The sequence below is a fragment of the Metabacillus schmidteae genome, assembly GCF_903166545.1.
In the GTDB taxonomy this organism is placed as follows: domain Bacteria; phylum Bacillota; class Bacilli; order Bacillales; family Bacillaceae; genus Metabacillus; species Metabacillus schmidteae.
Genome location: NZ_CAESCH010000001.1, coordinates 969244 through 995220, shown reverse-complemented (window position 1 = coordinate 995220; position 25977 = coordinate 969244). Strand labels below are relative to the sequence as shown.

28 protein-coding genes and 2 pseudogenes are annotated in these 25977 nt (G+C 34.7%); 8 read left to right on the top strand and 22 right to left on the bottom strand.

Annotated elements, in window-relative coordinates; all coding sequences use genetic code 11:
• Nucleotides 1-28: 28 nt before the first annotated feature.
• The 4 genes and pseudogenes from arsC to HWV59_RS04800 all read right to left on the bottom strand — a co-directional run.
• Nucleotides 29-448: an arsenate reductase (thioredoxin) gene (gene arsC, locus HWV59_RS04815; protein ID WP_102228224.1), complete on the bottom strand. Its 420-nt coding sequence runs from the start codon at nt 446-448 to the stop codon at nt 29-31.
• Between the two features lie 24 nt (nt 449-472).
• Nucleotides 473-1771, bottom strand: a complete 1299-nt coding sequence (locus HWV59_RS04810; protein WP_175638209.1) for an arsenic transporter — start codon at nt 1769-1771, stop codon at nt 473-475.
• Nucleotides 1772-1786: 15 nt separating this feature from the next.
• The gene (locus HWV59_RS04805) at nt 1787-2119 is read right to left on the bottom strand and encodes an ArsR/SmtB family transcription factor (RefSeq protein WP_102228222.1); all 333 of its coding nucleotides are present in this window, start codon (nt 2117-2119) and stop codon (nt 1787-1789) included.
• Between the two features lie 119 nt (nt 2120-2238).
• Nucleotides 2239-2877: pseudogene (locus HWV59_RS04800) on the bottom strand (SpoVR family protein); the annotation flags it as partial.
• A 132-nt stretch (nt 2878-3009) separates the two neighbouring features.
• On the opposite strand from HWV59_RS04800, the gene HWV59_RS04795 reads away from it, so the two are divergent.
• Both HWV59_RS04795 and HWV59_RS04790 read left to right on the top strand, forming a co-directional pair.
• Complete coding sequence (locus HWV59_RS04795) at nt 3010-3339, top strand: four-helix bundle copper-binding protein (RefSeq protein WP_175638208.1); 330 nt, start codon at nt 3010-3012, stop codon at nt 3337-3339.
• Between the two features lie 120 nt (nt 3340-3459).
• Nucleotides 3460-3912, top strand: a complete 453-nt coding sequence (locus HWV59_RS04790; RefSeq protein WP_217708436.1) for a DUF305 domain-containing protein — start codon at nt 3460-3462, stop codon at nt 3910-3912.
• Here the strand turns inward: HWV59_RS04790 and HWV59_RS27495 are convergent.
• A complete protein-coding gene (locus HWV59_RS27495; protein ID WP_175638207.1) occupies nt 3842-4174 on the bottom strand; it encodes an AbrB/MazE/SpoVT family DNA-binding domain-containing protein in 333 nt (110 codons plus the stop codon). The genes HWV59_RS04790 and HWV59_RS27495 overlap by 71 nt on opposite strands.
• Before the next feature lie 155 nt (nt 4175-4329).
• Between HWV59_RS27495 and HWV59_RS04780 the strand changes: the two genes are divergently transcribed.
• The 3 genes from HWV59_RS04780 to HWV59_RS04770 are packed head-to-tail and all read left to right on the top strand — an operon-like array spanning nt 4330 to nt 7349.
• Nucleotides 4330-5706 (top strand): sensor histidine kinase, encoded by a 1377-nt coding sequence (locus tag HWV59_RS04780; protein WP_175638206.1) that lies wholly within the window; start codon nt 4330-4332, stop codon nt 5704-5706.
• Complete coding sequence (locus tag HWV59_RS04775; RefSeq protein ID WP_175638205.1) at nt 5706-6392, top strand: response regulator transcription factor; 687 nt, start codon at nt 5706-5708, stop codon at nt 6390-6392. The genes HWV59_RS04780 and HWV59_RS04775 overlap by 1 nt, the downstream gene beginning before the upstream one ends.
• Before the next feature lie 21 nt (nt 6393-6413).
• On the top strand, nt 6414-7349 hold the full coding sequence (locus HWV59_RS04770; protein WP_175638204.1) for a F510_1955 family glycosylhydrolase: 936 nt from the start codon (nt 6414-6416) through the stop codon (nt 7347-7349).
• Nucleotides 7350-7406: 57 nt separating this feature from the next.
• Here the strand turns inward: HWV59_RS04770 and HWV59_RS04765 are convergent, their stop codons facing one another.
• The 7 genes from HWV59_RS04765 to hmpA form a co-directional block, all read right to left on the bottom strand.
• The gene (locus tag HWV59_RS04765) at nt 7407-7991 is read right to left on the bottom strand and encodes a DUF1541 domain-containing protein (protein ID WP_175638203.1); all 585 of its coding nucleotides are present in this window, start codon (nt 7989-7991) and stop codon (nt 7407-7409) included.
• 279 nt (nt 7992-8270) lie between these two features.
• A complete protein-coding gene (gene copZ / locus HWV59_RS04760) occupies nt 8271-8477 on the bottom strand; it encodes a copper chaperone CopZ (protein ID WP_175638202.1) in 207 nt (68 codons plus the stop codon).
• A 438-nt stretch (nt 8478-8915) separates the two neighbouring features.
• Entirely contained in the window at nt 8916-10007 is a 1092-nt protein-coding gene (gene spoIIP / locus HWV59_RS04755; RefSeq protein ID WP_235991665.1) for a stage II sporulation protein P, read from the bottom strand.
• A 155-nt stretch (nt 10008-10162) separates the two neighbouring features.
• Entirely contained in the window at nt 10163-11152 is a 990-nt protein-coding gene (locus tag HWV59_RS04750) for a stage II sporulation protein P (RefSeq protein WP_175638201.1), read from the bottom strand.
• A 571-nt stretch (nt 11153-11723) separates the two neighbouring features.
• Nucleotides 11724-13139 (bottom strand): SpoVR family protein, encoded by a 1416-nt coding sequence (locus HWV59_RS04745; protein ID WP_102228212.1) that lies wholly within the window; start codon nt 13137-13139, stop codon nt 11724-11726.
• Between the two features lie 77 nt (nt 13140-13216).
• Nucleotides 13217-13591, bottom strand: coding sequence for a YidH family protein (locus HWV59_RS04740; RefSeq protein WP_328824188.1), 375 nt, complete (start codon nt 13589-13591; stop codon nt 13217-13219).
• 146 nt (nt 13592-13737) lie between these two features.
• Nucleotides 13738-14964, bottom strand: coding sequence for an NO-inducible flavohemoprotein (gene hmpA, locus HWV59_RS04735; RefSeq protein WP_175638200.1), 1227 nt, complete (start codon nt 14962-14964; stop codon nt 13738-13740).
• Between the two features lie 254 nt (nt 14965-15218).
• Here hmpA and HWV59_RS04730 point away from each other — a divergent pair, with 254 nt between their 5' ends.
• Nucleotides 15219-15659 carry an RrF2 family transcriptional regulator gene (locus HWV59_RS04730; RefSeq protein ID WP_175638199.1) on the top strand — a complete coding sequence of 147 codons (441 nt, stop codon included), beginning with the start codon at nt 15219-15221 and terminating at the stop codon, nt 15657-15659.
• 12 nt (nt 15660-15671) lie between these two features.
• Here HWV59_RS04730 and HWV59_RS04725 read toward each other — a convergent pair whose 3' ends face one another.
• On the bottom strand, nt 15672-16019 hold the full coding sequence (locus HWV59_RS04725; protein ID WP_102228209.1) for a DUF3889 domain-containing protein: 348 nt from the start codon (nt 16017-16019) through the stop codon (nt 15672-15674).
• A 74-nt stretch (nt 16020-16093) separates the two neighbouring features.
• On the bottom strand, nt 16094-17200 hold the full coding sequence (locus HWV59_RS04720; protein ID WP_235991796.1) for a M14 family zinc carboxypeptidase: 1107 nt from the start codon (nt 17198-17200) through the stop codon (nt 16094-16096).
• Nucleotides 17201-17237: 37 nt separating this feature from the next.
• On the opposite strand from HWV59_RS04720, the gene HWV59_RS04715 reads away from it, so the two are divergent.
• Entirely contained in the window at nt 17238-17477 is a 240-nt protein-coding gene (locus HWV59_RS04715) for a YhdB family protein (RefSeq protein ID WP_102228207.1), read from the top strand.
• Nucleotides 17478-17530: 53 nt separating this feature from the next.
• Here the strand turns inward: HWV59_RS04715 and HWV59_RS04710 are convergent, their stop codons facing one another.
• From HWV59_RS04710 to HWV59_RS04675, 8 genes and pseudogenes are all read right to left on the bottom strand, one after another.
• A complete protein-coding gene (locus HWV59_RS04710; protein WP_102228206.1) occupies nt 17531-18058 on the bottom strand; it encodes an NADPH-dependent FMN reductase in 528 nt (175 codons plus the stop codon).
• 20 nt (nt 18059-18078) lie between these two features.
• Entirely contained in the window at nt 18079-18729 is a 651-nt protein-coding gene (locus HWV59_RS04705) for a response regulator (RefSeq protein ID WP_102228205.1), read from the bottom strand.
• On the bottom strand, nt 18722-19864 hold the full coding sequence (locus tag HWV59_RS04700; protein WP_102228204.1) for a GAF domain-containing sensor histidine kinase: 1143 nt from the start codon (nt 19862-19864) through the stop codon (nt 18722-18724). Before HWV59_RS04700 ends, HWV59_RS04705 begins: the two co-directional genes overlap by 8 nt.
• Before the next feature lie 142 nt (nt 19865-20006).
• Nucleotides 20007-20360, bottom strand: coding sequence for a VOC family protein (locus tag HWV59_RS04695; protein ID WP_102228203.1), 354 nt, complete (start codon nt 20358-20360; stop codon nt 20007-20009).
• 57 nt (nt 20361-20417) lie between these two features.
• Nucleotides 20418-22163 (bottom strand): phospho-sugar mutase, encoded by a 1746-nt coding sequence (locus HWV59_RS04690; RefSeq protein WP_102228202.1) that lies wholly within the window; start codon nt 22161-22163, stop codon nt 20418-20420.
• A gap of 356 nt (nt 22164-22519) precedes the next feature.
• On the bottom strand, nt 22520-24058 hold the full coding sequence (locus HWV59_RS04685) for a bifunctional GNAT family N-acetyltransferase/carbon-nitrogen hydrolase family protein (protein ID WP_102228201.1): 1539 nt from the start codon (nt 24056-24058) through the stop codon (nt 22520-22522).
• Between the two features lie 41 nt (nt 24059-24099).
• Nucleotides 24100-24758: pseudogene (locus tag HWV59_RS04680) on the bottom strand (HAD family hydrolase).
• A 115-nt stretch (nt 24759-24873) separates the two neighbouring features.
• Nucleotides 24874-25302 carry a CBS domain-containing protein gene (locus HWV59_RS04675; protein WP_407941535.1) on the bottom strand — a complete coding sequence of 143 codons (429 nt, stop codon included), beginning with the start codon at nt 25300-25302 and terminating at the stop codon, nt 24874-24876.
• 243 nt (nt 25303-25545) lie between these two features.
• On the opposite strand from HWV59_RS04675, the gene HWV59_RS04670 reads away from it, so the two are divergent.
• Nucleotides 25546-25977: a disulfide oxidoreductase gene (locus HWV59_RS04670; RefSeq protein ID WP_175638197.1), complete on the top strand. Its 432-nt coding sequence runs from the start codon at nt 25546-25548 to the stop codon at nt 25975-25977.

The following is a 25977-nucleotide window of genomic DNA, read 5'->3' as shown; positions in this document are numbered from 1 at the left end:
GCCGCGAGAAGTCTCACGGCTTTTTATATTATTCTCCAGTTTTTGCGAAACGTTCAATTCTTTCTCCGATTTCATCACGTACACGCTGGAAGAACGTCCATTTTTCTTCATCTGTACCTTCTGCTTTTGCCGGATCATCAAATCCCCAGTGTACTCGTTTAATATGTGGAGGAGTCACAGGGCAATTGTCTGCTGCATGACCACAAAGGGTTACAACTAAATCAGCATTATTTAGAATTTCCGGATCAATTACATCTGAAGTTTGATTCGAAATATCAATTCCAGTCTCTTTCATTGCTTTAACTGCATTTGGATTTAAACCGTGTGCTTCTAAACCAGCACTTTTTACTTCCCACTCATTACCTAAGTGTTTTTTAGCCCATCCCTCTGCCATTTGGCTTCTGCAAGAATTTCCAGTACATAAGAAGTAGATTGTTTTTTTTGACATGTTAATAGCTCCTTTTTAAATAAATTAATGGATGATAAGTAACCAAGTATATAAACCAACAAGGGTAATAAATAATGTTGGGATGGTTAAGATAATTCCTGTTTTAAAGTACGTGCCCCAAGATATTTTTACACCTTTTAGCGATAAAACATGTAACCATAATAAAGTCGCTAGTGACCCTATTGGTGTAATTTTTGGTCCTAAATCAGAACCGATTACATTTGCATAAATAAGAGCTTCTCTTATTACACCTGTTGTATTCGTGTCAGAAATGGCAAGTGCATCAATCATAACCGTAGGCATATTGTTCATAATTGAAGATAAGATTGCCGCAATAAATCCCATTCCAACTGTTGCTGCAAACAACCCTTGGTCTGCTGTTACTTGGATTAAGTCGGCTAATACATTTGTTAACCCAACATTTCGCAAGCTGTAAACAACGACATACATTCCGATTGAGAAGAAGACAATTGCCCAAGGTGCACCTTTAATTACTGTTTTTGTGTTTACCACAGGACTTCTTTTCGCCATAACTAAAAAGAAGATAGCTACAATACCAGCGATGATAGATACTGGAATTCCGATGAACTCACTTGTAAAATATCCAACAAGTAATATACCCAAAACAATCCAAGACAATCTGAACATCTTTTCATCACGTATAGCTTCAACAGGTTTTTTTAACTGTGCTAAGTCATAGTTCCTAGGTATGCTTTTACGGAAAAAAAGAAATAAAACCAAAATACTTGCACCTAAAGAGAAAAAGTTCGGAATGATCATCCTAGATGCAAACTCCACAAACCCAATTCCAAAAAAGTCCGCTGAAACAATGTTCACTAAGTTACTTACTACTAACGGAAGAGATGTTGTATCTGCGATAAAACCACTTGCGATAATAAACGGAAACACCATTTTTTCGCTAAAGTTCAAGTTTCTTACCATCGCTAATACGATAGGTGTCAAAATTAAGGCAGCTCCATCATTTGCAAAGAATGCAGCTACTATAGCACCTAGAATACTTACATAGACAAACATTTTTATTCCGTTTCCTTTTGCAGCTCTTGCCATGTGCAGAGCCGACCATTCAAAAAAGCCAATTTCATCTAGTATTAGAGAAATTATGATAATAGCTATAAACGCTAAGGTCGCGTTCCAAACAATTGATGTTACATCGATTACATCTTTAAAATCTACAACACCTACTAGTAATGCTAATATGGCACCACCACATGCAGACCAGCCAATAGACAATCCTTTTGGTTGCCATATGACTAGTGTAAGTGTGAGTAAAAAGATGATGGATGCTAAAATTACTGATGTCATTTGTAAAATCCTCCATTATTCACACGAAATACGTAATCCTTGCTCCTCTAATTCTTTTATTCGATAATCTTGATTCGGAAGTTGTTCAAGTACGTTTTGAACAAACGGATATTCATCACTGTTTTTATTTAGGGAATAAATGATCCACTGCCCTCTTCGCGTTTCTTTCACAATTCCCGCATCCTTTAGTTTCCGAAGATGTTGACTAATGGCAGGCTGACTAGCTTTGAAAATTTCAACAAACTCACAAACGCAATAATCATTTGAATCTAACATTTTCACTATCGTCAATCTTGTTTTGTCACCTAGGAGTTTTAATATTGTCGCAGCTTTTTCTATTTCTAACATGTACAACACCTCCAATTGCATCTGTATATTAATATATAATGATTTGCTTATATATTCAATAGTTAAAAATATTCTTATTGAAAAATAAAAAAATCACTGCCGAAGCAGCGACTTTTTTATTATAAATACCTTCTCGACACACTCTTCCCATCATAAGAAAACAATACAGCTTTCCCCTCTAAAACACTTTCCATATGAACAGGTCTTCCCCATAATTGATAAATATATGGAAGAACCTTTTCTAAGTATTTCAAATCCAGTTCAATATCCTCGAACCAATGCTTTAAATACAGTTCATTATTTTTCAAATAGTCTCCGTCATTCACCGTAATATATGGGAATCCGCCATTTACTCTCATACTAACGAGCTGATCACGTACTGATTCCCAGCCCTTATCAACAATTTTATAATCTCGCCCTTGCTTTTGGAATAAATACATATCTTCACGCATCACAAGTTCTTTTGTTAAGTAATTGCGAATAAATGAAATATCAGACTCTACTTCACGGACTTCAAACATTTTTTCACGACCGGAGCCAGGTTTAGCACCGAACATTTTCATTTCTTCTGTAGGATTATCGTATCTTTCTTCAATATCTTCGAAAATTTTCAACCCTAAATAGTAAGGATTGATAGTTGTTTTTGATGGCTGCACAACACCTGCATTAAGCTTTGCGAATTCTACTGCTTCATCTGACGTTAAATCAAGTTCTCGGATAATACGTTGATGCCAGTACGAAGCCCAGCCTTCGTATCGCAGTGATGTTTTTTTAACGCTAATTTTGGTTTCATAAAATGTGCAGATTCTAAGGAGTTTAAGCAAATACGTTATTTTTAAAAACTCGACGGGTACTATCAATAATGTAAAAAAGATTAGGAGGTATTATTAATGTTAAATCAACAATATACAGAATGTATTCGGGCATGCTTAGAATGTATGGAGGCTTGTAATGCTTGTTATAATGCTTGCCTTAAAGAAGAAGATGTAGCAATGATGTCATACTGTATTCGCCTTGACAGAGAATGTGCGGATATTTGTAGTTTTGCAGCAAAAGCGATGCAATCAAATAGTCCTTTTGCTGAACAAATTTGTAAACTGTGTGCTGAAATATGTGAGGCATGTGGAAAAGAGTGTGAAAAACATGAGCAAGATCATTGTAAAAGGTGTGCTGAGTCTTGCTTTAGATGTGCAGATGTATGTCGCAAGATGGTTTCATAAACAGTACAAGAAGATATTGGATAAAAAAGTTTTATGAATATGGAGCAAAGCATAAATTGTTTTGCACTTTCATTTAAATTTTCAACAAACAAGTAAATAGTGTCGAAAGGAGTATATATCGTGAAACAATATCTTAAATTTGCTGGGATGATCATTACTTCAACTATCGTCATGTTTCTATTTAAATATTTAAGTACATACAGTCTTGATCATGTCTATTTTAGTGAATCAAGGCTGTATATGGCTCTGTTGATGGGAGCTACAATGAGTTTAATTATGTTAGGATTTATGTATCGTATGCTAAAAAACAGAAAAGTAAATATTAGTATTGCAGTTGTCAGTATTCTCGTTTTTTCTCTTTCGCTTTTCCTATTACGAAGTCAAACATTGGTGGATGATACCGACTATATGGAAGCCATGATTCCCCATCATTCTATTGCAATACTTACAAGTGAACGTGCTCAAATAACAGATCCGAGAGTTCGTGAATTGGCAGACGAAATCATAAAAGCTCAACGTAAAGAAATTGATGAAATGAAAAAATTAATTGAGGATCTTGAAGATGAAGAATAATTCTCCTATCTTCTTTGTTTATTATTGCGTTAAACTTCATTGCGGATGTTATTTTACAAATTCTTCTTATTTCAACAGGTATATGGAGTGTCCCCCTATTGCTGAGTATGCATTGATTTTCTTTTTCACATGCTTCTTTTGCCAAAATAATTTCCTTATTATCCAAAAAAATATAGATGTTGTCACCTGGTTCGAGATTTATATCTTTTCTGATACAATTTGGGAGATAGACTTGTCCCGATTTAGTTAACTTTAATTGCATTTACCACACCTCAATGCGAAGGTTTTTTTCATAATAATAAAAAATTATGGAGAAAGTTTGCATTTTAAGATAGTTCATTAAATACTCGTCAAATCTGCATATTTTCTCAACAATTCGCCATTACAATAATTAATTAAGGATAGTAGGTGTAGTTTATGAAAATTTCAATTAAACTTGGTTTTTGGTTTTTCATCTGTATTTTTATCATTGAAGCATCTTCTATGTTCTTCTTACATCGAAATGTTGTACATTCTCTTGTTAATGAAGAATTAGAAGCATTAAAATCACGTGGAAATAGCCACAGCGATGTAATAGAAATCTCTTACGATGAAGCCACTTTACAGCACATTAAAATAATGGAATCACAAACAGACACAGAGGTAGTTATAACTGACTATGTCGGAAAAATCATTACTTCATCTAAAACCTTAGACAAAAGTATGGACAAGATCCTAAAAAGGAATATGGCAGAACATATATTATCTAATAATGGTGTAATTATTCAATCTGACTTGCATGATGAACAATATATTTCTACTGTCTCTCCATTCAAAACCGAAAATGGAGATATTGGTTTTGTTTACATGTTCAAAAGTACGGAACAAATACAAAATGTTATTTCCCGTTTAAATGAACATTTTATTTTGGCTTCAGTCCTAATTTTATTTTTAATGTTGTTTACAATATTCTTCTTATCCAGAGCTCTAACAAAACCGTTGATTTCAATGAAGGAAGCAACAAGGAGAATGAGCAAAGGAGATTTTTCAGTTTCATTACCTAAGACTTCAAGTGATGAAATTGGAGAGTTATCTGATTCAATTCAGACCCTAGCAAACGACCTAAACTATTTAAGAAAAGAACGAAACGAGTTTTTGGCGGGTATCTCTCACGAACTCCGTACTCCTCTTACCTATATAAAGGGCTATACAGATATTGCAAGAAGGAACAACTTATCGGAGAAAGATCGGCTGAATTACCTAAATATTATTTATGAAGAATCTAACCATATAGATAACCTTTTAAAAGAACTATTTGATTTAGCAAAAATGGACCAAAATAATTTTTCAATTTCAAAGGAGAAAGTAAACATCTGCCTATTCATGCACTCCATATTTCGAAAAATGGAACCAGCTTTTGAAAGCAAAGGAGTAAAACTTGAATTTATTTGTAAAAAAAATGCTTATGTAAATATCGACCCTATTCGGTTTGAACAAGTCTTTTTAAATTTATTGGATAACGCTTTAAAATACTCCGATACCAATACATTGACTACAATTGAAATAAAAAATGAAGAGGATTCTATTAACATATTAGTAAAAGATCAAGGTTCAGGAATACCTACTGAGGATATACCGTATATATTTGACCGTCTATATAGAGTGGATAAATCGCGATCAAGGCTAACTGGAGGTTTTGGGCTTGGGTTGTCTATTGTGAAAGAAATAGTTGAAGCTCATTGTGGAATCATTTCGGTTGAAAGTCAATTAAATAGCGGAACATGCTTTAAGATTATATTAAAGGGGCTTGATTGATGAAAACAGTTCTGTTAATAGATGATGAGCAAAGAATGCTCGATTTACTATCTTTGTATATAGAACCTTATGGCTATAAGTGTTTTAAAAAGAATTCTGGTCATGAAGGCTTAGAATTTCTGAAACACCAAAATATTGATATTGTGATTTTGGATATTATGATGCCTGAAATGGACGGATGGACAACCTGTAAAAAAATAAGAGAGATTTCTGATGTACCAATCATCATGTTAACAGCAAGAAATGAAAAGGAAGATATCGTCAAAGGCTTAAAAAAAGGTGCTGATGATTACCTGGTCAAACCATTTAATGAAGAAGAGTTATTAGCACGTATCGATGCAATTATTAGAAGGTCAAGAAGAACCTTTAATTATGGAGACACCCTCCGATTCGAAGGTTTAATAATGAATCAATCAACATATCGGGTAACTTATCAAGAGAAGGAGATCGTACTCACACCTAAAGAGTTTGCATTACTTGGTTTGTTTCTGGAGAACCAAAATAAAGTATTTTCACGAGAACATTTACTTTCAACCGTATGGGGTCTAAAAGCTGAAACAGAAGATAGAACCATTGACTCACATATAAGAAATATGAGAGAAAAATTGCGGAAAGCATACTTCCCAGTAGAACAGTATCTAAAAACTGTTTGGGGAGTAGGCTACAAATGGATTTCAGTTAACTAAAAAATAAAAATAGGGGGCATTATGATAAAAAAGATATTCATATTTTTCCTAGCATGTATTTTACTAACTGCTTGTTCACAAGGAGAAAATGAACAGTCAACGAATGATGATACAGAAATTTACAAAGAAGTAAAAGATGAAAAAATTGAACACATACACGGTATTGGCTATGCAGGAAATAAAGACGAGTTGTATTTAGCTTCACATGAAGGATTATTAAGATATACAAAAAAAAAGTGGTTTAAAATCACAAAAAACAAACATGACTACATGGGTTTCCAAGCCACAGATGCTGGCTTCTATTCAAGTGGGCATCCTGAGCATGGTTCAGATTTAAAGAACCCTCTGGGGATTATAAAAAGCACTGATGACGGAAAAACAATAGATAAACTTGTTTTTTATGGTGAAACCGACTTTCATTATTTAGCAGCAGGCTATAATAGTCATATCATCTATGTAATCAATGAAGCAAAGAATTCAAAATTAAATGTTGGAATGTATTATTCTAATGATGAGGGTGAGAGTTGGACGCAAAGTAAAACACAAGGTCTTTCATTTAACTCCATTGGTAATATAGCCACTCATCCAACCAAAGCAAATATTGTGGGATTATCCACAGACCAAGGTTTATACGTTTCAATTAATAATGGGGATTCATTCACTCTAGTCTCAGACCCTCAACCAGTTATAAATGTTGAAATAAGGGAAAACTCTATTCTTTATTTTTCTTTAAAGGGAGATACATCGTCACTTATTAAATATGATTTAAACAATAATAGAGAAAAAACAATTCCTTTACCTGATGAAGTAAATGAAAATAATCCTGTATTGTATATTTCCTCTCACCCCGAAAATGAAGAAGTCATAACTATGGTTACACATAAAAATGATATATACCAAACAATTGACGATGGTCAATCTTGGATTACATTGTCGAGTAAAGGGCAGATAAATTAATAATACTATTAAAAGCCAAAAGAACTTGGGATTTACCCAAGTTCTTTTGGCTTTTAATCACTCATCTACTGGGGACAGTTCACTTTCAGTTACCCATTTATGGTTTTTCACTTCTTCCCCACCCGTTGTTGGAGTGTAGTCAACCATATAGACAGTCGTTTCTTCAACCGAGTCAATTACAGCTGATGCACCATTCATACCTTCCATATGATCAGCATTTAAAACAACTTCTTCACCTTGCTCAAATGGGGTATCCCCTGCACCTTCGATTTCCTCATGAATAACCCATTTATGATTTTCAACTCTATCTCCACCTGTTGTAGGAGTATAAGAAACAGTATACACTGCTGTATCATATGCTCCTACAATTGTTGCTTTTGCTCCTTTCATCCCTTCCATATGATCTGTCTCAATAATAGCTTGGCTCCCCACTTTATATGTAGGATTTTCTGCTTCTTTTAACCCTTCTGGAACTTCACCAGAACCTGAATGATTCATTTCAGAATGATCCATTTCCGAATTTTTTTCTGCACTCGTATTCATATCCTCATTATTTTCAGGTGTTTCTTCCGTATTACTAGCACATGCAGCTAATAAAAATACTAATAAACTTGTCAAGAAAACTAAATTCATTTTTTTCATTTTTCACTACTCCTTTTGGTACTTTATTTGTTATTAAAGATTACTTTGTATTTTCTTATTTATTGCCATCTATTAATTCAAAAATAACAAATGACTTTGCAGAAAATATGCATATTTTATATCAACTTTATTAAATCGTTATAAAATAAATAAAGCAGCAAGTTGAATTCCTTGCTGCTTTTGGTGTATTTTTCAAAGTTACCTATCCTTGATTGTATTTTGCAATCCATTATTTACGTATAGCTTTATTAATGAACAAATAAAGTGAATGAAAGGATTTTATTCTACGTCATACCCTTGATCATCAATCGTTTCCTTTATATCACTTATTCCAATTTCTGAAGAATTATATTCAATCTCTACTTCTCCATTCTTCAAATTTACTTTAACAGACTTCACACCCGCTAAATTACCAACACTTCCTTCTATTGAACTTACACAATGTCCACATGACATTCCTTTTACTTTTAATATTACATTTTCCATAATGAATTCTCTCCTTTTCTATACTTTTTCTTTTTATTTTCCTCTAAAAAACATACCTTAAACAAATATATCTCTTATGTTATATGTGTTATTAATTAAGACCAATATGTGATAGCATCAAGTATTCCCACCAGTATCATAAAGACTCCTGCACCCTTTTGAATTAAGGCACCAAATTTTCTCCCCTTCTTTAATAAAGCTCCACTTCCCCCTATTATCTTATTACAAATCTGTGCAGATCTTATGAAGAAGGTTTATTAACAAATAGATATTTTATTAGTTAATTAGATAATTGTTCCTTAAAAAGATAACCAATAGAAAAGATAAAACCAGTTAAAAAAAATTGAAATTGTAATTAAAGAAATACCAGTAATGTATATAGAGATTACACTTGAAGCAAATGTGAATAATAACCATTTTAATGATATTGTTAGTATTTTATCCATTTCCATTAACTTCTTTTGCTTCACTCGATTCCCAATAATACTCAGAAAAAACCTCTGTAAAAGCATCGACTGATCGGTACAGTTCATTTAGGTCATTATCGACTCCACCAATTTCAACAAGCATTGCTTTATTTGAAACATCTTGGTTATAAACACCGTTTCCTTCACTTTTTGTTTTGAGGAATACACCTCTACTTATACCTGGATAACTTGCCTCTAGTCTCTTATGTAGTTCTTTTGCTGTATCTAGATTTTCTAAATATTGATCGTGTTCCTTTCCAACTACAAAATATAACCTTGCGTAATTCTTTCCATTAATTTTTTTCGTTGTTAGATTTTTTCTGGCAGAATCACGATGGATATCAATAAAGTAGGTCAAATCATTTTCTTTATTCGACACCGCAGCCTCAACAAGATTACCAGACACAGCGTACGCTTTAGTAGACCTAATTCCTTTTTCATTCAAGGTTTTTGTCATGTTTGTCGTATCATGAACAGCACCAATACCGTTATTTATTAAGTTTTGACTCATTCGTTGTCCAAGTCCTATTACATTTGCTCTCTCATCATTACTTATTGCCTCATCTGGAATTTTCGCATCTTCCAGTAGAGGTAAAAATGATTCCCAACTATGTGTTTGATAAATATATACTGTATTCTTATTTGCAGGTGAAACCTGGATATCATTCTTAGGTGAATTATTTTCAATTTGTTTTAGTTTGTCCTCTGCTACTTTTCTTTCTTTTAATAATACCTCTGTTGGAGGAGAAGACTCATGTGGAAGAGTAGTTAAATCAGTCCCCTCTCCTGCAATGATGATTTCAGTATCATACAATCTTAATCCTGGCAGTTCATTACCAAAAAAAGTTCTAGCGTCAGAAGGTTTAATATTTGTAGCAAGCTGAATTGCCATATTAGATATGCTTGACAGAGTGAACAATTCATCTTTCTCTTTAGGGTAAAAATAATGATTTTCAGCTCTAAGAAAATGTGCAAAAATATCTTTACTGTCTAGATTAGTGATTGTCTTCTGTACGACAATTGAGTCAATTTTTAAATTTGTAAGAGTAATTAGTCCAACCATTAAATAAATGCTAAGCAATACAAATATGGCAAAAGCTAGATAAGTTGGTGTTTTTTGGGCCTTTTCATTTTTAGGACAACCCCTTTCTAGTACATAATATGAATTAGAAAGGTATTGGATGGCTAAAAAAATATTACAAATATTACAGACCCATATTAGTCATGAACTTTCTCCCAATAGTATTCACTTATGGCGTTTCCTAAAATATCGGCACTGCGATAAAGTTCTTCTAAATCATTTTCAACTCCACCTATTTCTACAATTACACTATTGGATAATAGATCTTGGTTATAGACGCCATTACCTTGAGACTTATCTTTTATTATGATTCCTCTAGAAAGACCAGGGTATCTTTTATCAATTAATTCATGAATACCATTTGTAAATTCTAGATTTTCTTTATAATTTGGATGTCCGCTCCCTATAACGAATGATATTTTACCTAGCGATTCTCCATTTATTTCAATTGTTGATTGTTCTTTTTGAAGTGAATCACGATGAATATCAAAAGCCATCTCTAAATCACGATTTTGACTCATTTCATTTAGAACAATTTCTCTGGACATTTGATAGGAACTATTAAACTTTAAATCGCGTTCGTTTAACATATTGACTGTATCGATTTGACTTACCTCATTCCAAATACCATTATGCCTTAGGGTGTCTCCTAATCTCTGCCCAACAAGTGTTATATTTAGCTGGGAGTGATAAGCACTTTCAGGAGCTGTTCCCTTTTTGAAGTAAGGCAAAAACGACTCTCTTGTATGAGAAAAATATATAAATACGACCTTTCTACCGAATGTATTGTGAAAGTTCTTACTCTTTACTTCTGGTCTTTTAATATCCTTTTCATTAAATGAATCAATCTTTTCTTGATTCATTTCAGCATCTTTTTGGAGTGCTTTTTCCTGTGGTACTAGCTCTTTTGATACTTCAAATCCACTAACATCATCTGGAGCAGATTTACTTTTAGAGATTATTTCTACATTAGTGTTTTTACCTTCATTATTACTAAAAACAGGGAACTTTTTATTTTTATTATCATCTTTTTCATATAGGTAAAGAATAGCTGCTAATAAACTTAAGAATAATGTAGCTACCGTAAATAATAAAACTTTTAATGTTTTGGTGCTTAGTTCATCCATCCTAACATCCTTATGTAAAAGTATTCTTTTCTATAATTTATATCGGATGCATTTGTAGAATTATTAATCATACTGGGCATTCCCTTTGATTATCAGCACTAAATTCATGTGTCTCATTTAAAAGGGGTATATCAAACACAAAGTGCGGTTTGCTTATTATTTTTACTTAACTCCATACATACTTCAAAAAAATACGCTCAAAAAAATGAATCCTATCCTCAACACCGGTTTCTAATTCATTTAATCGATCAAATGCTTTTATTATATGATAGCTACTATTTATAAATTGTTTTTCTTGAGCTTCTTTAATCAATTTCTTTGTATCTGATGAAAATTTAGTTTCGAGTTTAAAATCCGCTTAAAAATAGAGAAGATTCAATCTTCCGATAAAGTTGAGAACTTGCAATATCGAGGATAAATGTCAACAATATAAGTTGTCTTATTCAAGTGATCTGTTTGAAAACATTGAAGAATTAGTATTGTATTTCAGCTAAAACAAATGAAGTAAAAAGAAAGAGCCCCTACCAACAATTAATTAGAAATTAGTTGTTGGTAGGGGCTTACGTTCCCCTTACAAATATCTCCTCGACACACTCTTCCCATCATAAGAAAACAATACAGCTTTCCCCTCTAAAACACTTTCCATATGAACAGGTCTTCCCCATAATTGATAAATATATGGAAGAACCTTTTCTAAGTATTTCAAATCCAGTTCAATATCCTCGAACCAATGCTTTAAATACAGTTCATTATTTTTCAAATAGTCTCCGTCATTCACCGTAATATATGGGAATCCGCCATTTACTCTCATACTAACGAGCTGATCACGTACTGATTCCCAGCCCTTATCAACAATTTTATAATCTCTGCCCTGCTTTTGGAATAAGTACATATCTTCGCGCATGACGAGGTCTTTTGTTAAGTAATTGCGAATAAATGAAATATCAGACTCTACTTCACGGACTTCAAACATTTTTTCACGACCGGAGCCAGGTTTAGCACCGAACATTTTCATTTCTTCTGTAGGATTATCGTATCTTTCTTCAATATCTTCGAAAATTTTCAACCCTAAATAGTAAGGATTGATAGTTGTTTTTGATGGCTGCACAACACCTGCATTAAGCTTTGCGAATTCTACTGCTTCATCTGACGTTAAATCAAGTTCTCGGATAATACGTTGATGCCAGTACGAAGCCCAGCCTTCATTCATGATTTTCGTTTCAAGCTGTGGCCAGAAATAGAGCATCTCTTCCCGCATCATCGTTAAAATATCACGTTGCCAATCTTCTAATTCACGGCTGTATTCTTCAATAAACAACAAAATATCTTTCTCAGGTGACGGTGGAAGTTTCTTTTTCTTCTTTTTTATTGGCTTTGGTCCAGCTTTTTTATCAAGATTCCAAAGGTCATCATAAGGTGTTACCTTTTGTTCTTCTGCTTCTTCCTCAAATTCTATATCATCAATCGTCCAAGAAAGTTTTGGACGAACTAGCGAAGGATCGATATGTTCCTGTATGGAAAGAACGGCATCTAAAAAGGTTTCTACTTCTTGCCTGCCATGAATGATTTCATACTGCTTAATTCGCTCTGCTGTCGCAGACATACTCTCAACCATTTCCCGCTTTGTATTGCTAAATCGTGAATTATTCTTAAAAAAGTCACAATGTGCTAAAACGTGAGCGACAATCAATTTATTTTGAATTAAGGAATTTGTATCTAATAAAAACGCGTAACAAGGATCTGAGTTAATGACAAGCTCATAAATCTTGCTCAACCCCAAATCATATTGCAGCTTCATTTTATGAAATTGCTTACCAAAGCTCCAGTGTGAAAACCTTGTAGGCATACCATATGCTCCAAATGTATAAATAATATCAGCGGGGCATATTTCATATCTCATTGGGTAAAAATCCAGACCGAATCCTTTCGCAACCTCAGTAATTTCACTAATTGCATATTCTAAAGCCTTTTGATCAGCCGCTTTCATGGTCTCCCCCCTAAAGCAAATCTTACAATAATGTATGAGCCTTAGTTGAAAAACATGCTAACCGTTCGTATAGGGACTTACATTAACAAAAAATAAATACCGAAAATAAATGCAATTACGATCACAAAGATTCCAAGTGTAATAACCGTTATTTTTGGGGTTCTGAACGTTTGATCATTAATCGATTTGTATTTCCTGAAATAAGCAATGGTCGCCATGATGATCGTTAAAATTCCTACCCCAACTGAGGATATGCCAATAATATTGGCTAAATAATCACTAACCTGTGAAAGGTTCGGCTCCATATTTTCATGTAGATTTGAAACAAGAAATCCAACCCCGATAATGGCAATCGCTGTTCGAATCCACGCTAAGAATGTGCGCTCATTTGCCAGGTGTTGTTGAATATATTTTGAATCAATCGTTGTGTGCTTATCATCCATTTTCTCCATCTGCCCACCTAACTTTACTATGGTATTAGCACAATATTAGTTGAATGGTTTATCTATTCCCTTTCTCGAAAAAATTAATCTATAATCAAATCCACTCAACAAAAAAACCACTCCCTAAAAAGGGTAAGTGGCTCTAAAGTCTTTATTTACGCTTCCTGATATTGCTTCAATTCGATTGATGGACCGAAAAATTCATAGTTGATATGTTCCGTTTGCACTCCTAGTTTTTGAAGATTTCCTATGACACTTCCCATAAACGCTACTGGACCACATACATAGAAGGTAGCATCCTTTTCTATAACAAGCTGTTCAAGTTTTTGTATATCTAAGTATCCTTCAAAATCGAAATTATTTTCTTCTCGATCAGACACTGCCGGCTGTTCAAAGATCACATATTTCTTTGCATTTGTCATCGATTTAATCGTTTCATTCACTTCACTACCGAAAGCTTGGATATCTCCATCCTTTGCAGCTTGGATAAATGTTACCAAGCGATCCGGCTGGTTATCAGACACTGTTTTTAACATGCTAAGCATTGGCGTAATTCCAACTCCACCACTAATAAGGTAAAGTGGTGAATTTGCTTCATCATGAAGAACAAAATCACCTGCAGGGGCAGTAATTTCTACTTCATCTCCAACATTTACTGAATCATGAAGATAATTTGATACTTTCCCATTTTGATCAATGTTTTCTCCTGCTTCTCTTTTAACAGAAATACGTAATGTGTTTTTACCTGCAGAATCAGAAAGACTATATTGTCGGTTTAGTAAATACTCTTCACCTGGAATTGACAATCTTACAGTAATATATTGACCTGCTTGATAAATTGGAGCCGGGTGCCCATCAGTAGCTTCGAGATAGAATGATGTAATAACAGAGCTCTCTTTTTCTTTTTTTACAACTTTAAATGACTTGAACTCTTCCCAAGCCTCAAGCTTTGCTTTGTTATACATTTCTTCTTCAACATCGATAAATACTTGAGCTATGACTTGATATGCTTCTCCCCAAGCTTCAATGATATCTGGTGTCGCCGCATCTCCTAATACTTCTTTAATTGCCTTTAATAAATATTCTCCTACAATAGGATAATGTTCTTTTTTCACATTTAAGCTTCTATGCTTATGCGCAATTTGTTTTACAGCAGGCAATAAGACTTCCAACTGATCAATATATGTAGCTGCTGCATAAACAGTATTGGCTAAAGCGGTTTGCTGACGACCTTGTTTTTGATTTGCATGGTTAAAAATATTTAATAATTCAGGGTATGCTTCGAACAGACTTTTGTAAAAATAAGATGTTATTTCCACTCCGCGCTCAGCTAAAATTGGTGCTGTTGATTTAACGATTTCAATTGTTTTATTAGATAACATCTATTCCAGCTCCTAAAGAAGTATTTTGAATACATCTTTATGATAGTGAACCTTCAGGTTGAAAGCAATATATTAAATACATCTTTAAAAAAGATGTCACATTTTCCTACAATAATAACTAAATCTTACACTTCTTATGTTAAGATAGGTCTAAAGTTACTTTTTTAATTAGGTTCTTTTCTATATTATTGTAGCTTTTAACAGCGTCTATAAAAATAATCTAGTTTCAATAATCTTAATGTGAGGTATGTTTTATGCGTCTAACCCTTTATACAGACTACTCCTTACGAGTCTTAGTATATCTTGCCACAAAACCTAAAGAAGAACTTTCAAATATTAAAGAAATTGCAGAGGTCTATAATATTTCAAAAAACCATTTAATGAAGGTTACATATGAGCTTGGAAAGATGAATGTCATTGAAACAATTCGCGGTCGAAACGGAGGAATTCGTTTAGCACTGCCACCTGAGGAAATAAATATCGGGAACATTGTCAGAAAAACAGAGGAAGATTTCCATATTGTTGAATGCTTTGATCAAGAAAACAATCAATGTATTATCTCTCCTGTTTGCGGATTAAAACACGTACTAAATAAAGCATTGCAGGCATATTTAGATGTTCTAGATCAGTATACATTGGCTGACTTAACAAAAAACCAATCTGCTTTGCTTGATTATTTCCTTATGAATAAATAAGAAGGCAACTCCCTAAAGGTTGCCTTCTTCTCTCATTTCCGAAATATTTACTGTAATTAACTGCCCTGTTTTTGGATTAAATACTACATCAACTTTAACAATAAATGGTTTATTATTCTGTTTTCCCTTCACATGAAAAACATCTTTTGACTCTTCTTCATTAACAGTTTCTCTTCCACCATACTTGTAGTCAACCAGTTCAGCATCAGGATATTTTTCTTTTACAGAAGAGATGGCAATTTTGCTCCACTTTTTGTAATCAATTTCTTGAACATTTTGTTCCCCATAAGCTTTCATTCCTGCCGTAAAAATAATGGATAGAGCAATTAGCGCGAAAAAAACTTTCGATAATGACTTCATTTAGACAGACCTCCATGACCATTTTCTATAAATTAATCTGCCCCGACATTTCGTCCGTATTCTTCTAAAAATAATTATTTTTTATATAGAATCTCCTTCTTGGCATATTCACATAAAATAAACCCTATTTCCTTATTACGCTTCCATTCCTCATGAAACACTTCCAAAGGAGGATTTGTGTCCTCAACAAGATAACTAAGTTCGATCGTTACTGCTGGTCTCTCATATGTTTGAATAAACCAATCCGTGTATCCCCCGCCAGTTGCATTAAAAGGTGGATAGGATATATCATAGCCTGTTTTTTCAGATATTTTTTCAATAAGTGCGTAATCCCGCTGAAGATGTTCAAAAGAATTAAAATAATACCAATAAAGCTCACGACCTGAAGTATGATAAGCTGCGGCTGTAAGGGGATCTATTGTTTTTGTAAAAAGTGCCAAGGCTCTTGATTCCTTTGATTCTAAAGGCTTTTCCCCCTTAAAATGAGAATATGATGCATAAGGTGTATCTCCTTCAATGTCGTCCCATCCAGCTGGATACTGTCTATTTAAATCAACACCTAAGCCATTTGCTTTCCATCTCGAAAAATCTGCATTTCCTTCATTCAAATCAATATAGATTTCCTGTAACAGGAAGGGAAATGAGCTTATCCCTTTTTGTTGAATCGTCACTCCATCAGGATTCACCATTGGAATAAACCAAATGGCAACATCATCTAAAATTTCAGGATTATGCGCAGAAAAAGGCTTGGCATTTTTATAGGCACTGGCATATTGATTAATCATTTCCATGATGATGTGTGTTGATAGCCATTCACGACCATGATGGCTGCCTGTAATAAGGACTGTTTTCTCTCCGCGCCCAATTTTTACGGCAAGAAGATCTCGTCCAAACTCCGACTTTCCAAATGTTCTTACCTCCAGGTCGTACTCATTTGCAATTGAAAGCAGATCCTTTTTCATGCGTTTATATGTATACATTTGCTGCTCGTATTCCTTCGCTTGTCCACTATGTTCAAATACTACTAAGAAAATGAGCAATATAAGAAAACATTTCTTCATTGGTTCATCCTTTTTTATTTTTAGGTTACCGTTTCTAACGGTTTTTATGTGGGTAAAGACTACCATTCCAATCATGACAACAACACCAAGTTTTGCACAGTAAAAATAAAGATAAAACACATACAATAATCATATCTCCTTAAGGGAGGGAAAAAAGATGAACAATGTTGATTATGACAAAGCATTATATTACACACATCGTTCACAGTGGGATAACTTACTTATCTTAATGGTTCGAACAAAGGATGATTTTTTATCAAAAAAAATAGAGCATTTCTTACATGCCTATAATTTTGAACATGACTATAAAGAAGTCGAAAAACAATTGTATTCCCTTTTGCGATATATCGATCATGCCGTTGAAGAGGAACCACTTGCAATAGAGGCGATTCACTAAGAAAAAAAGACTGACCAAGGATAGTATGCACCATACCTATCCTTGGTCAGTCTTTATTGTTGAATTTTTTGAATGGCTTCTGTGTAAACCGTTAATTCTTTAACTAATTGATCAATGAGTAAGGCTGATTCCGAATGTAACCCTTTTAGTTCATAGTCAAAGCAATTGGGATCAAGTACGACTTGTTTCGGGATCGTGTGAGCATATAATCCCCGCATGACCGTTCTCATGTTGTTTAATGCATTAATTCCGCCTTTTCCCCCGCCTGCTACAGCTACCAGTCCTACTGGTTTATGGGAAAAATGTTCACTGCTTAAAAAGTCCAGTGCATTTTTTAACGCGCCACTCATTGCATTATGATACTCAGGTGATAATAAAAGAATGGCATCCGCTTCTTTGACCAATTTCCGTAATTCTTGGACATATTGATGTTTTGAAACTGACTCTTCCCCATTGAATAGCGGAAATTCTTTTTCGCTTAAATCAAAGTGGTTTGCTTTATAGACATTTGCTATATAAGAGGCAGCCATTTTTGTTCTCCCGGATTTTCTTGGACCTCCATTTATAATAAGTAAGTTCATTTTTACATTCTCCTTGTGTTTTAAGATTCTACATATCCATTTTTCACCGCATAGATAGCTGCTTGTGTACGATCAGACAGCTGGAGTTTGGATAGGATATTTGATATATGTGTTTTCACCGTTTTTTCTGTGATAAATAACGCACTTGCTATTTCTTTATTGCTTTTCCCTTTTGCCAGCTCATTTAAAACTTCTTTTTCCCGCTTCGTTAATTCATCTATTTTCGTTTGAGACGGAATTGTTGCTGGTGTAGATAGATGAGCCATGACATGTGAGGTAACCTTCGGGTGAAGCTTGCTTTGTCCTTGCAGGACGTCTCTTATTGTTTGAACAAGATCATCAGGCTCTATATCCTTCAACTGATATCCCGAAGCTCCTGCCCGCAATGCAGGAATAACATGATCCTGATCTCCATAGCTTGTTAAAATGATGATTTTAACTGTTGCATTCGTTTCCCTTATTGCCTTTGTAGCCATCACGCCATCCATTTCAGGCATCGATAAATCCATTAAGACAACATCCGGATTTAGTTCTGCAGCCAGCTTTACGGCTTCTTTTCCATTTGTCGCTTCGCCAATAATCTCAATATCCTTTTGTGTTTTCAAAAAGAAAAGTAAGCCTCTTCGCACAACATGATGATCATCAGCGATCAACACTTTTATGTTAGTCATTATTATCCCCCTTTTTTAGTGGAATCGTAATTTCAATGTTAGTTCCTTTCCCTGAAATACTTTTCAACTTAAAAATTCCATCCAAACGTTCAACACGTTCTTTCATTCCTTTTAACCCTAAAGACGGAATGGCGACATTTTCATCATAATTAAACCCAATTCCATCATCTTCTATGGTCATTTTCACATGAACATCCGTTTTAGAAAGTGATACATGTACCTTGGTTGTTTCTGCGTGTTTTTTACAATTATTCAGCGCCTCTTGACCTATTCGCCAAAGCTCTTCTTCGATATATTGAGGTAACCTGCAAACCCCCTCAATATCACAGGATATGTTAAGGCCAAGCACATTTCCATAGTTTATAATTGCTGTTGCTATACCATCTTCTAATCCTTGTGGTCGAAGCTGCCATATTAGTCCCTTCATCTCGTTCAATGCTTCCTGGGAAAGCTCCTGCATATAGGTTAGCATTTCTTTCACTTCTACCTGGTCCGTCATTTCTTTTGTCCCTCTAGCTGTTAACATGATCGAAAACAGCAGCTGATTTACGGAATCATGTAAATCCTGCGCAAGTCTGTTTCTTTCTTTTATCAAAGCATGAGTCCTTGCCTTTTCAACTAACTGAATTCGTTTTATCGCGGTTCCGATTTGAAAGGCGACAGACTCCAACAAGGCAAGCTCTCCCTCTGTAAATTGTTTTTTATTTGGAGATGCAACATTCAGCAGTCCGAAATTTTCCTTACCTGCTCGGAGTGGTACTGTTGCATGATGGGTAATTCCGCTCGTCTCTCCCCAATTATGTTCGATCGCCTCTTCAATTCGCTTACATGAAATAATATTAATCGCCTTTTTTAGTCGTCCGGCCTGGTATCTATCAACACACCAACAGCCGCCTTCACACATTGGCTTCTTTTGGCTCCATGTTAACCCTGCAGGCAAACCATGATCAGCTGCTAACTTGTAATGCCCTTTTTCATCTATTAGAAAAACCCATCCCGTAGAAAGATCTGTGACATGAAGTAATTCCTTTAACACATCATTTAACATATCTTTTATATCTGTAGCTTCATTTAACTTTTCAGCAATGATTTTCAGCGTATTTAACTCATGTATCCGTTTGTCGTTTTCAGTCATTTCCTTTTCACCCTATTCTTCTTATTATTTATTATACCAACAGCTCTTTCCTTACGAACTTCTCTTTCTGACTGAATTTTTCTACGACTTTGGGAGTAGATGTCTTTTTGGGCAAAAAAAATAGCCTTAAGCTATTTACCAATTAACATTGGCAGATCATAAGTACATTTCCATCCGGATCTTTAAAATTAAACCAGTGATTATGTTCAATTTCAGTTATGATGGTAACTTCTTTATTCTTGAGATAGTTGTAAGCCTCTTTAATATCCTGTGTATTAAAATGACATGCTGGATGTTTATAAACGGCGTCTTCCGAAAAAATTTTACTATCTAAAACAATGTTTGTGCCATTGTTCATTGGCAAAATATAAAGGTGTTCAAAAAGGATTTCATGATCCTTTGGAAAGTTAAATACGCGACAGTACCAATCTCTAGCTTTTTCTATATTCGAAACAGGAATAAATATGGTTCCAATTTCATGTTGAATCGGGTTCATAACGTCACTCCTTTACCTAGATAAAAAGCGGACAAATTCATTGTCCGCTTCTGTCTATTACTTCGTTAATTCTGCAATTAATTCATTTACTTTTTCCATAACGCCTGATTCTAATGTAGATAGTTCTTGTTCACTTTGTTCAAGTGTGTCACTTTTCACACCGAAATAGAACTTTGCTTTCGGTTCAGTTCCGGAAGGTCTTACACAGAACCATGAATCATCTTCCAAGATGTATTTTAGGACATTTGAGCCAGGTAAATCGATTTTAGATGTTGTGTCTGCCACGACATCTTGACGTTCACTGCTCTTATAATCCTCAATTGACACAATCTTTTTACCTGCTACATCTTTTGGCGGGTTTGTTCTAAAAGACTGAAGAATGCTTTGAATTTGCTCTGCGCCTTCTTTTCCTTTTAACGTTAGAGACTGTAGTCCTTCTTTGTAATAGCCATACTCTTTAAAGATTTCGAGTAAGCCCTGGTACAATGTCAGACCTTTCTTTTTATAATAGGCAGCAACTTCAACTGATAATAATGCAGCCTGTACAGCATCTTTATCGCGAGCAAAATCACCAATCAGGTAGCCATAGCTTTCTTCATAACCAAATTGGAATTGGTACTGTCCTGTGCGTTCATATTCATTGATTTTTTCACCAATAAATTTGAATCCTGTTAATGTATCAATTGTATCAAGGCCGAATGATGTTGCAATGTCTCTACCAATCTCAGAGGTAACGATTGTTTTTAAAACAACACCATTACTAGGCAGTGTTCCTTTTTCCTTTTTCTCTGATAATAGATAATGCAGAAGTAATGCACCTGTTTGGTTTCCAGTTAAAACAACATATTCACCATCATTGTTTTTTACAGCGACACCAAGTCTGTCTGCATCGGGATCTGTTCCAATTAGGACATCAGCATCTACTGCTTTTCCATCACGGATTGCTAGCGTGAATGCGTCATGTTCTTCCGGATTCGGAGATTTAACAGTTGAGAAGTTTGGATCTGGCAACTCCTGTTCTTTTACCACTGTTACATGTTTATACCCCAGTGCTTCTAAACCGCGACGAACCGGTTTATTCGCTGTCCCATGTAATGGTGTGAACACAACCTTCAGATCAACTTCTTGTGATAGTGAAGGATTTACTGAAATTGTCGTTAGTTTTTCTGTATAAGCTTGGTCGATTTCCTCGCCAATCATTTTGATTAGACCTTGTGCTTTTAATTCTGTTTCATCCTTAACGGCAATTTCAAGCTCATCTTCTACTTGGTTAACATAGGAGATTACAGTGTCTGCTGCAGCTGGTGGTAATTGCCCGCCATCTTCACCATACACTTTATATCCATTATATTCTGGTGGATTATGACTAGCTGTTATGACAATACCTGAAAATGCATTAAGAAAACGTACTGCAAATGATAATTCAGGAGTTGGGCGTAATTCTTCAAATACATATGTTTGAATGCCATGAGAAGCTAATGTTTTTGCGGCTTCCATCGCAAATTCAGGTGATTTATGACGAGAATCGTAAGCAATCGCGACTCCTCGTTTTTTTGCTTCATCACCAAAAGAATCTATGTAAGTTGCTAAACCTTCAGATGCTTTTCGGATTGTATATATATTCATACGGTTGGTACCTGGCCCGATTTCACCACGCATCCCACCTGTTCCAAACTCTAGTTCTTTATAGAAGCAATCTTCTAAAGCCTTTTCATTTCCTTCTAAGTTCGTTAAAAGAGTTCGTAGTTCTTGATCTAAATCTTGTTTTTGATTCCAACGTTGATAGCCTTTTTCCCAGCTCATTTTTACCTCCTAGGAGTTATACTAAAATTTCATCTTAATTTTAGCATATTATAGTACTTTCCACATAATTGAATTTCTACAAATTCCGCGCAATCTATGTAAAATAAAAGTTTACGTTATTTCAGAACAATTTATCGTGGCAGAGTAACAAAAAATGGCTGGTAAATTTGTTTTATTACTATATTTTCTTTTTCGACAAAATTATTTTTGAGCTGAAAATCTTTTTAGTTTGCATCTATTAATATCACCGTGTTACCCGCTGTCGAAAGGTATTTACAGACTGGTCTCTTTTTTTACCATACGATGACAATCAAAAAAGGCCAACTCAGTTTTAACCCTGAGTTGGCTTTTCTATCTTATTTCTTATATTGGATTGAATAAATATCCTTCCTGCGATCCTTTAGTTGATTCACTGTCCCTGATTGGCGCTGGCGTCTTAGAATTTCGAGGTCAACATCACCAATGATCACCATTTCAATATTCGGGTTGCATTCTCCAACGATTCCATCTCTAGCAAATTCAAAATCAGATGGTGCAAAGATTGCCGATTGTGCGTATTGAATATCCATATTTTTTGTTTGCGGTAGATTTCCTACGGTTCCGGCAATCACAGTGTAGATTTGATTTTCTACTGCACGGGCCTGTGCACAGTAGCGAACTCGCAGGTAGCCTTGACGGTCTTCTGTACAAAAAGGAGTAAAGATAATTTTTGCGCCTTTATCGGTTGCAATTCTCGCTAGTTCAGGAAATTCGATATCGTAACAAATTTGAATCGCAATTTTTCCACAGTCCGTATTAAAGACCTTCACCTGATCACCGCGGCTAATTCCCCACCATTTTCGTTCATTCGGTGTGATATGAAGTTTATACTGCTTCTCAATCGTTCCGTCACGTCTAAACAAATACGCAATATTATAAATTCGTCCTTCTTCCTCAACGACATGTGAACCACCGATAATATTCACATTATATCTGACCGCAAGCTCTGTAAATAATTCGATATATTCCTCTGTAAATTCAGTTAAACGCTGAATCGCTTTACTTGGTACTTTTTCATCTAAAAATGACATGAGCTGTGTAGTGAAAATTTCCGGAAAAACCGCAAAATCAGAGCCTGCATCTGAGGCAACATCTGTGTAATATTCAACCTGCTTTGAAAACTCCTCAAACGAGCTAATTTGTTTCATCCTATATTGCACAACACAAATTCGAACAGGATTGGATGTTTTATAAAATCGTTTTGTATTCGGTTGGTAATCAACATTATTCCACTCCATCAATGTTGCGTACTGATAGGAAGCTACATCATCTGAAAGATAGTTTGGATTTATTCTCATTAGGGTAAATTCATTTAAAAGCTGAAACGATAATACAGGGTCATAAATTTTATGTAAAGATACCTGTTGAACATATTCTCTCGCAGATAGTTCGTCAGCATATTTATAATAATTTGGGATTCTTCCGCCAATAATAATACTTTTTAAATTTAACCTTCTTGCCAGGTCCTTTCTTGCTTCATAAAGACGATGACCTATTTTCATACGACGATAATCAGGATGAACCATTACTTCGATTCCATACATATTATATCCATCCGGATCATGATTTGTAATATAACCTTTATCTGTAATGTCATCCCATGTATGACGATCATCATACTCATCAAAATTTAATAAGAGGCTTGAGCATGATCCAATGATTTTCCCTTCAAACTCAGCACAAAATTGACCTTCCGGAAAGTGATCAAGGTGGCTTTCCAAATGTTCTCTTTTCCATGGCTCCATCCCTGGAAAACATTTTGATTGAAGATCAATAATGGCGTCAATATCGCTTTCCAGGATATTGCGAATAATCATTTTCTTCTCAAACTTCGTTAAATCTAGTTTCTCAGACATAATGGTTCTCCTTTAAGCAGTAATTGTTACGTTTATACCCCTTATTCCTTATTCAGAAACATAAGTAATTCCTTAAGCTCCATTTCTGCCATTGATTCTACACGATGATCTACTTCACAAAACTCCAGTTCCTTTGTCACTGAATTAGGCACAGTGACACATTTCATCCCGGCTCTTTTCGCAGCCAGAGCACCATTTGCCGAATCCTCAAAAGCAATGCACTCCTCAGGCTTCACACCTAAGCATTTTGCTGCTTCGATATATAATGCAGGATCAGGCTTTACAAATTCAACATGATCGGATGTGCGAATACATTCAAAACGATCTAATAAGTTTAGTCTACTTAAATGTGTTGAAACCCATTCATAATTTGAGCTTGAGGCAAGCCCTACCTTCAAGCCAAGTTCTTTTGCCGCATCTAAGTATTCAACGACTCCCGGTCTTGCTTTTTCTTGTTGTATTCTTTTGTCAAAACGCTTTTTTCAACCACCTTTAATTCAGTGCGGTTTATTTTTCTTTGAGCTTGTTCCTCTAAATATGTATAAGGGTTAAAATCAGACTTTGTTCCAATCAATTTTCCCCAAATCTCTAATGGTAATTCACAATCATGTTCACGGAAAATTTCACTTAATACTTCATATTCATGTGTTTCTGTATCAAGGATGAGCCCATCGAAATCAAAAATAACTGCTTTAATCATAAAAGGTACAACTCCTCTTTAAATGTCTGTATATGTATAATATATAAAGGAACTTCGTTAATATTTCAAATTCATAAAAAAGAGGTCTGACATGATTGTCAAACCTCTAGAGAAATTAATGTGTTTTATTTTGTTCGGAAATATTTGTTAAAGCATGACCAGCTGCCTGATCAGACATTTGGTTTGTAGCTAAGTCACCTAATGCTACTATACCAACCAACTGATTGTTTTCAACAATCGGCAGACGACGAATTTGGTGCTGTGCCATCACTTTTGCTGCTTCAGCAGCTGACATATTCGCATGTCCTGAAACAAGGTTAGTTGACATCACTTGTGATACAGGTGTATTGCTGTCAAGTCCTTCTGCTGTTGAACGAAGTGTAATATCACGGTCCGTAATAATACCTCGTAATTGACCATTATCAACAACCGGAATAGAACCAACATTATTTTGACTCATAAGCTCTGCTGCTTCTTTAATTGATTGTGAAGAAGAAACAGTCGCTACACCTGTTGTCATGCAATCTTGAATAGTATTCAACATAATCCTCCCCTTTCGATTATAGTATGAGAAAGGCATGTGGCATTTATTATTAGTAAAATTTTATTGGGATAAATGAGGGTTGTCATTACAGAAAATATAAAAACAACCATTTAAAAAACACCATCAAATTTCCAATTTTCAAATTTTGTTCAAAAACATAGAAATTTCAACATGTATTCTTTTACAGCCAAAACGCTTGCGATTATAATTTAAGAGTATCTATAAATATAAATGAGGGATGTTATGTCAAGCTCAAATGAAAAAAAGATGGAGAATTTGCTTTCAATAGGATGGGCTGCAGCCTTTATCTCCACATTAGGAAGCCTTTATTTTTCAGAAATTCTTCAATATGCGCCTTGTGAACTATGCTGGTATCAACGTATTTTCATGTATCCTCTCGTTATCATCCTAGGTATAGGAGTTTTTAAAAAAGATTATAAAATTGCCATTTATTCACTTGTACTTTCTGCCATTGGAGGATGCATTTCAATATATCATTATGGTGTACAAAAAATTGATTTTTTAGGAGAAAATTCTGTCTCTTGCGGAATTGTACCATGTACCGGGGAATACATAAATTGGTTAGGCTTTATAACGATTCCATTTTTAGCGTTATTTGGATTTACCATTGTCTTTATCACAAGTTTTTTAATCTTAAGGAAAGCAGGTAAGTAA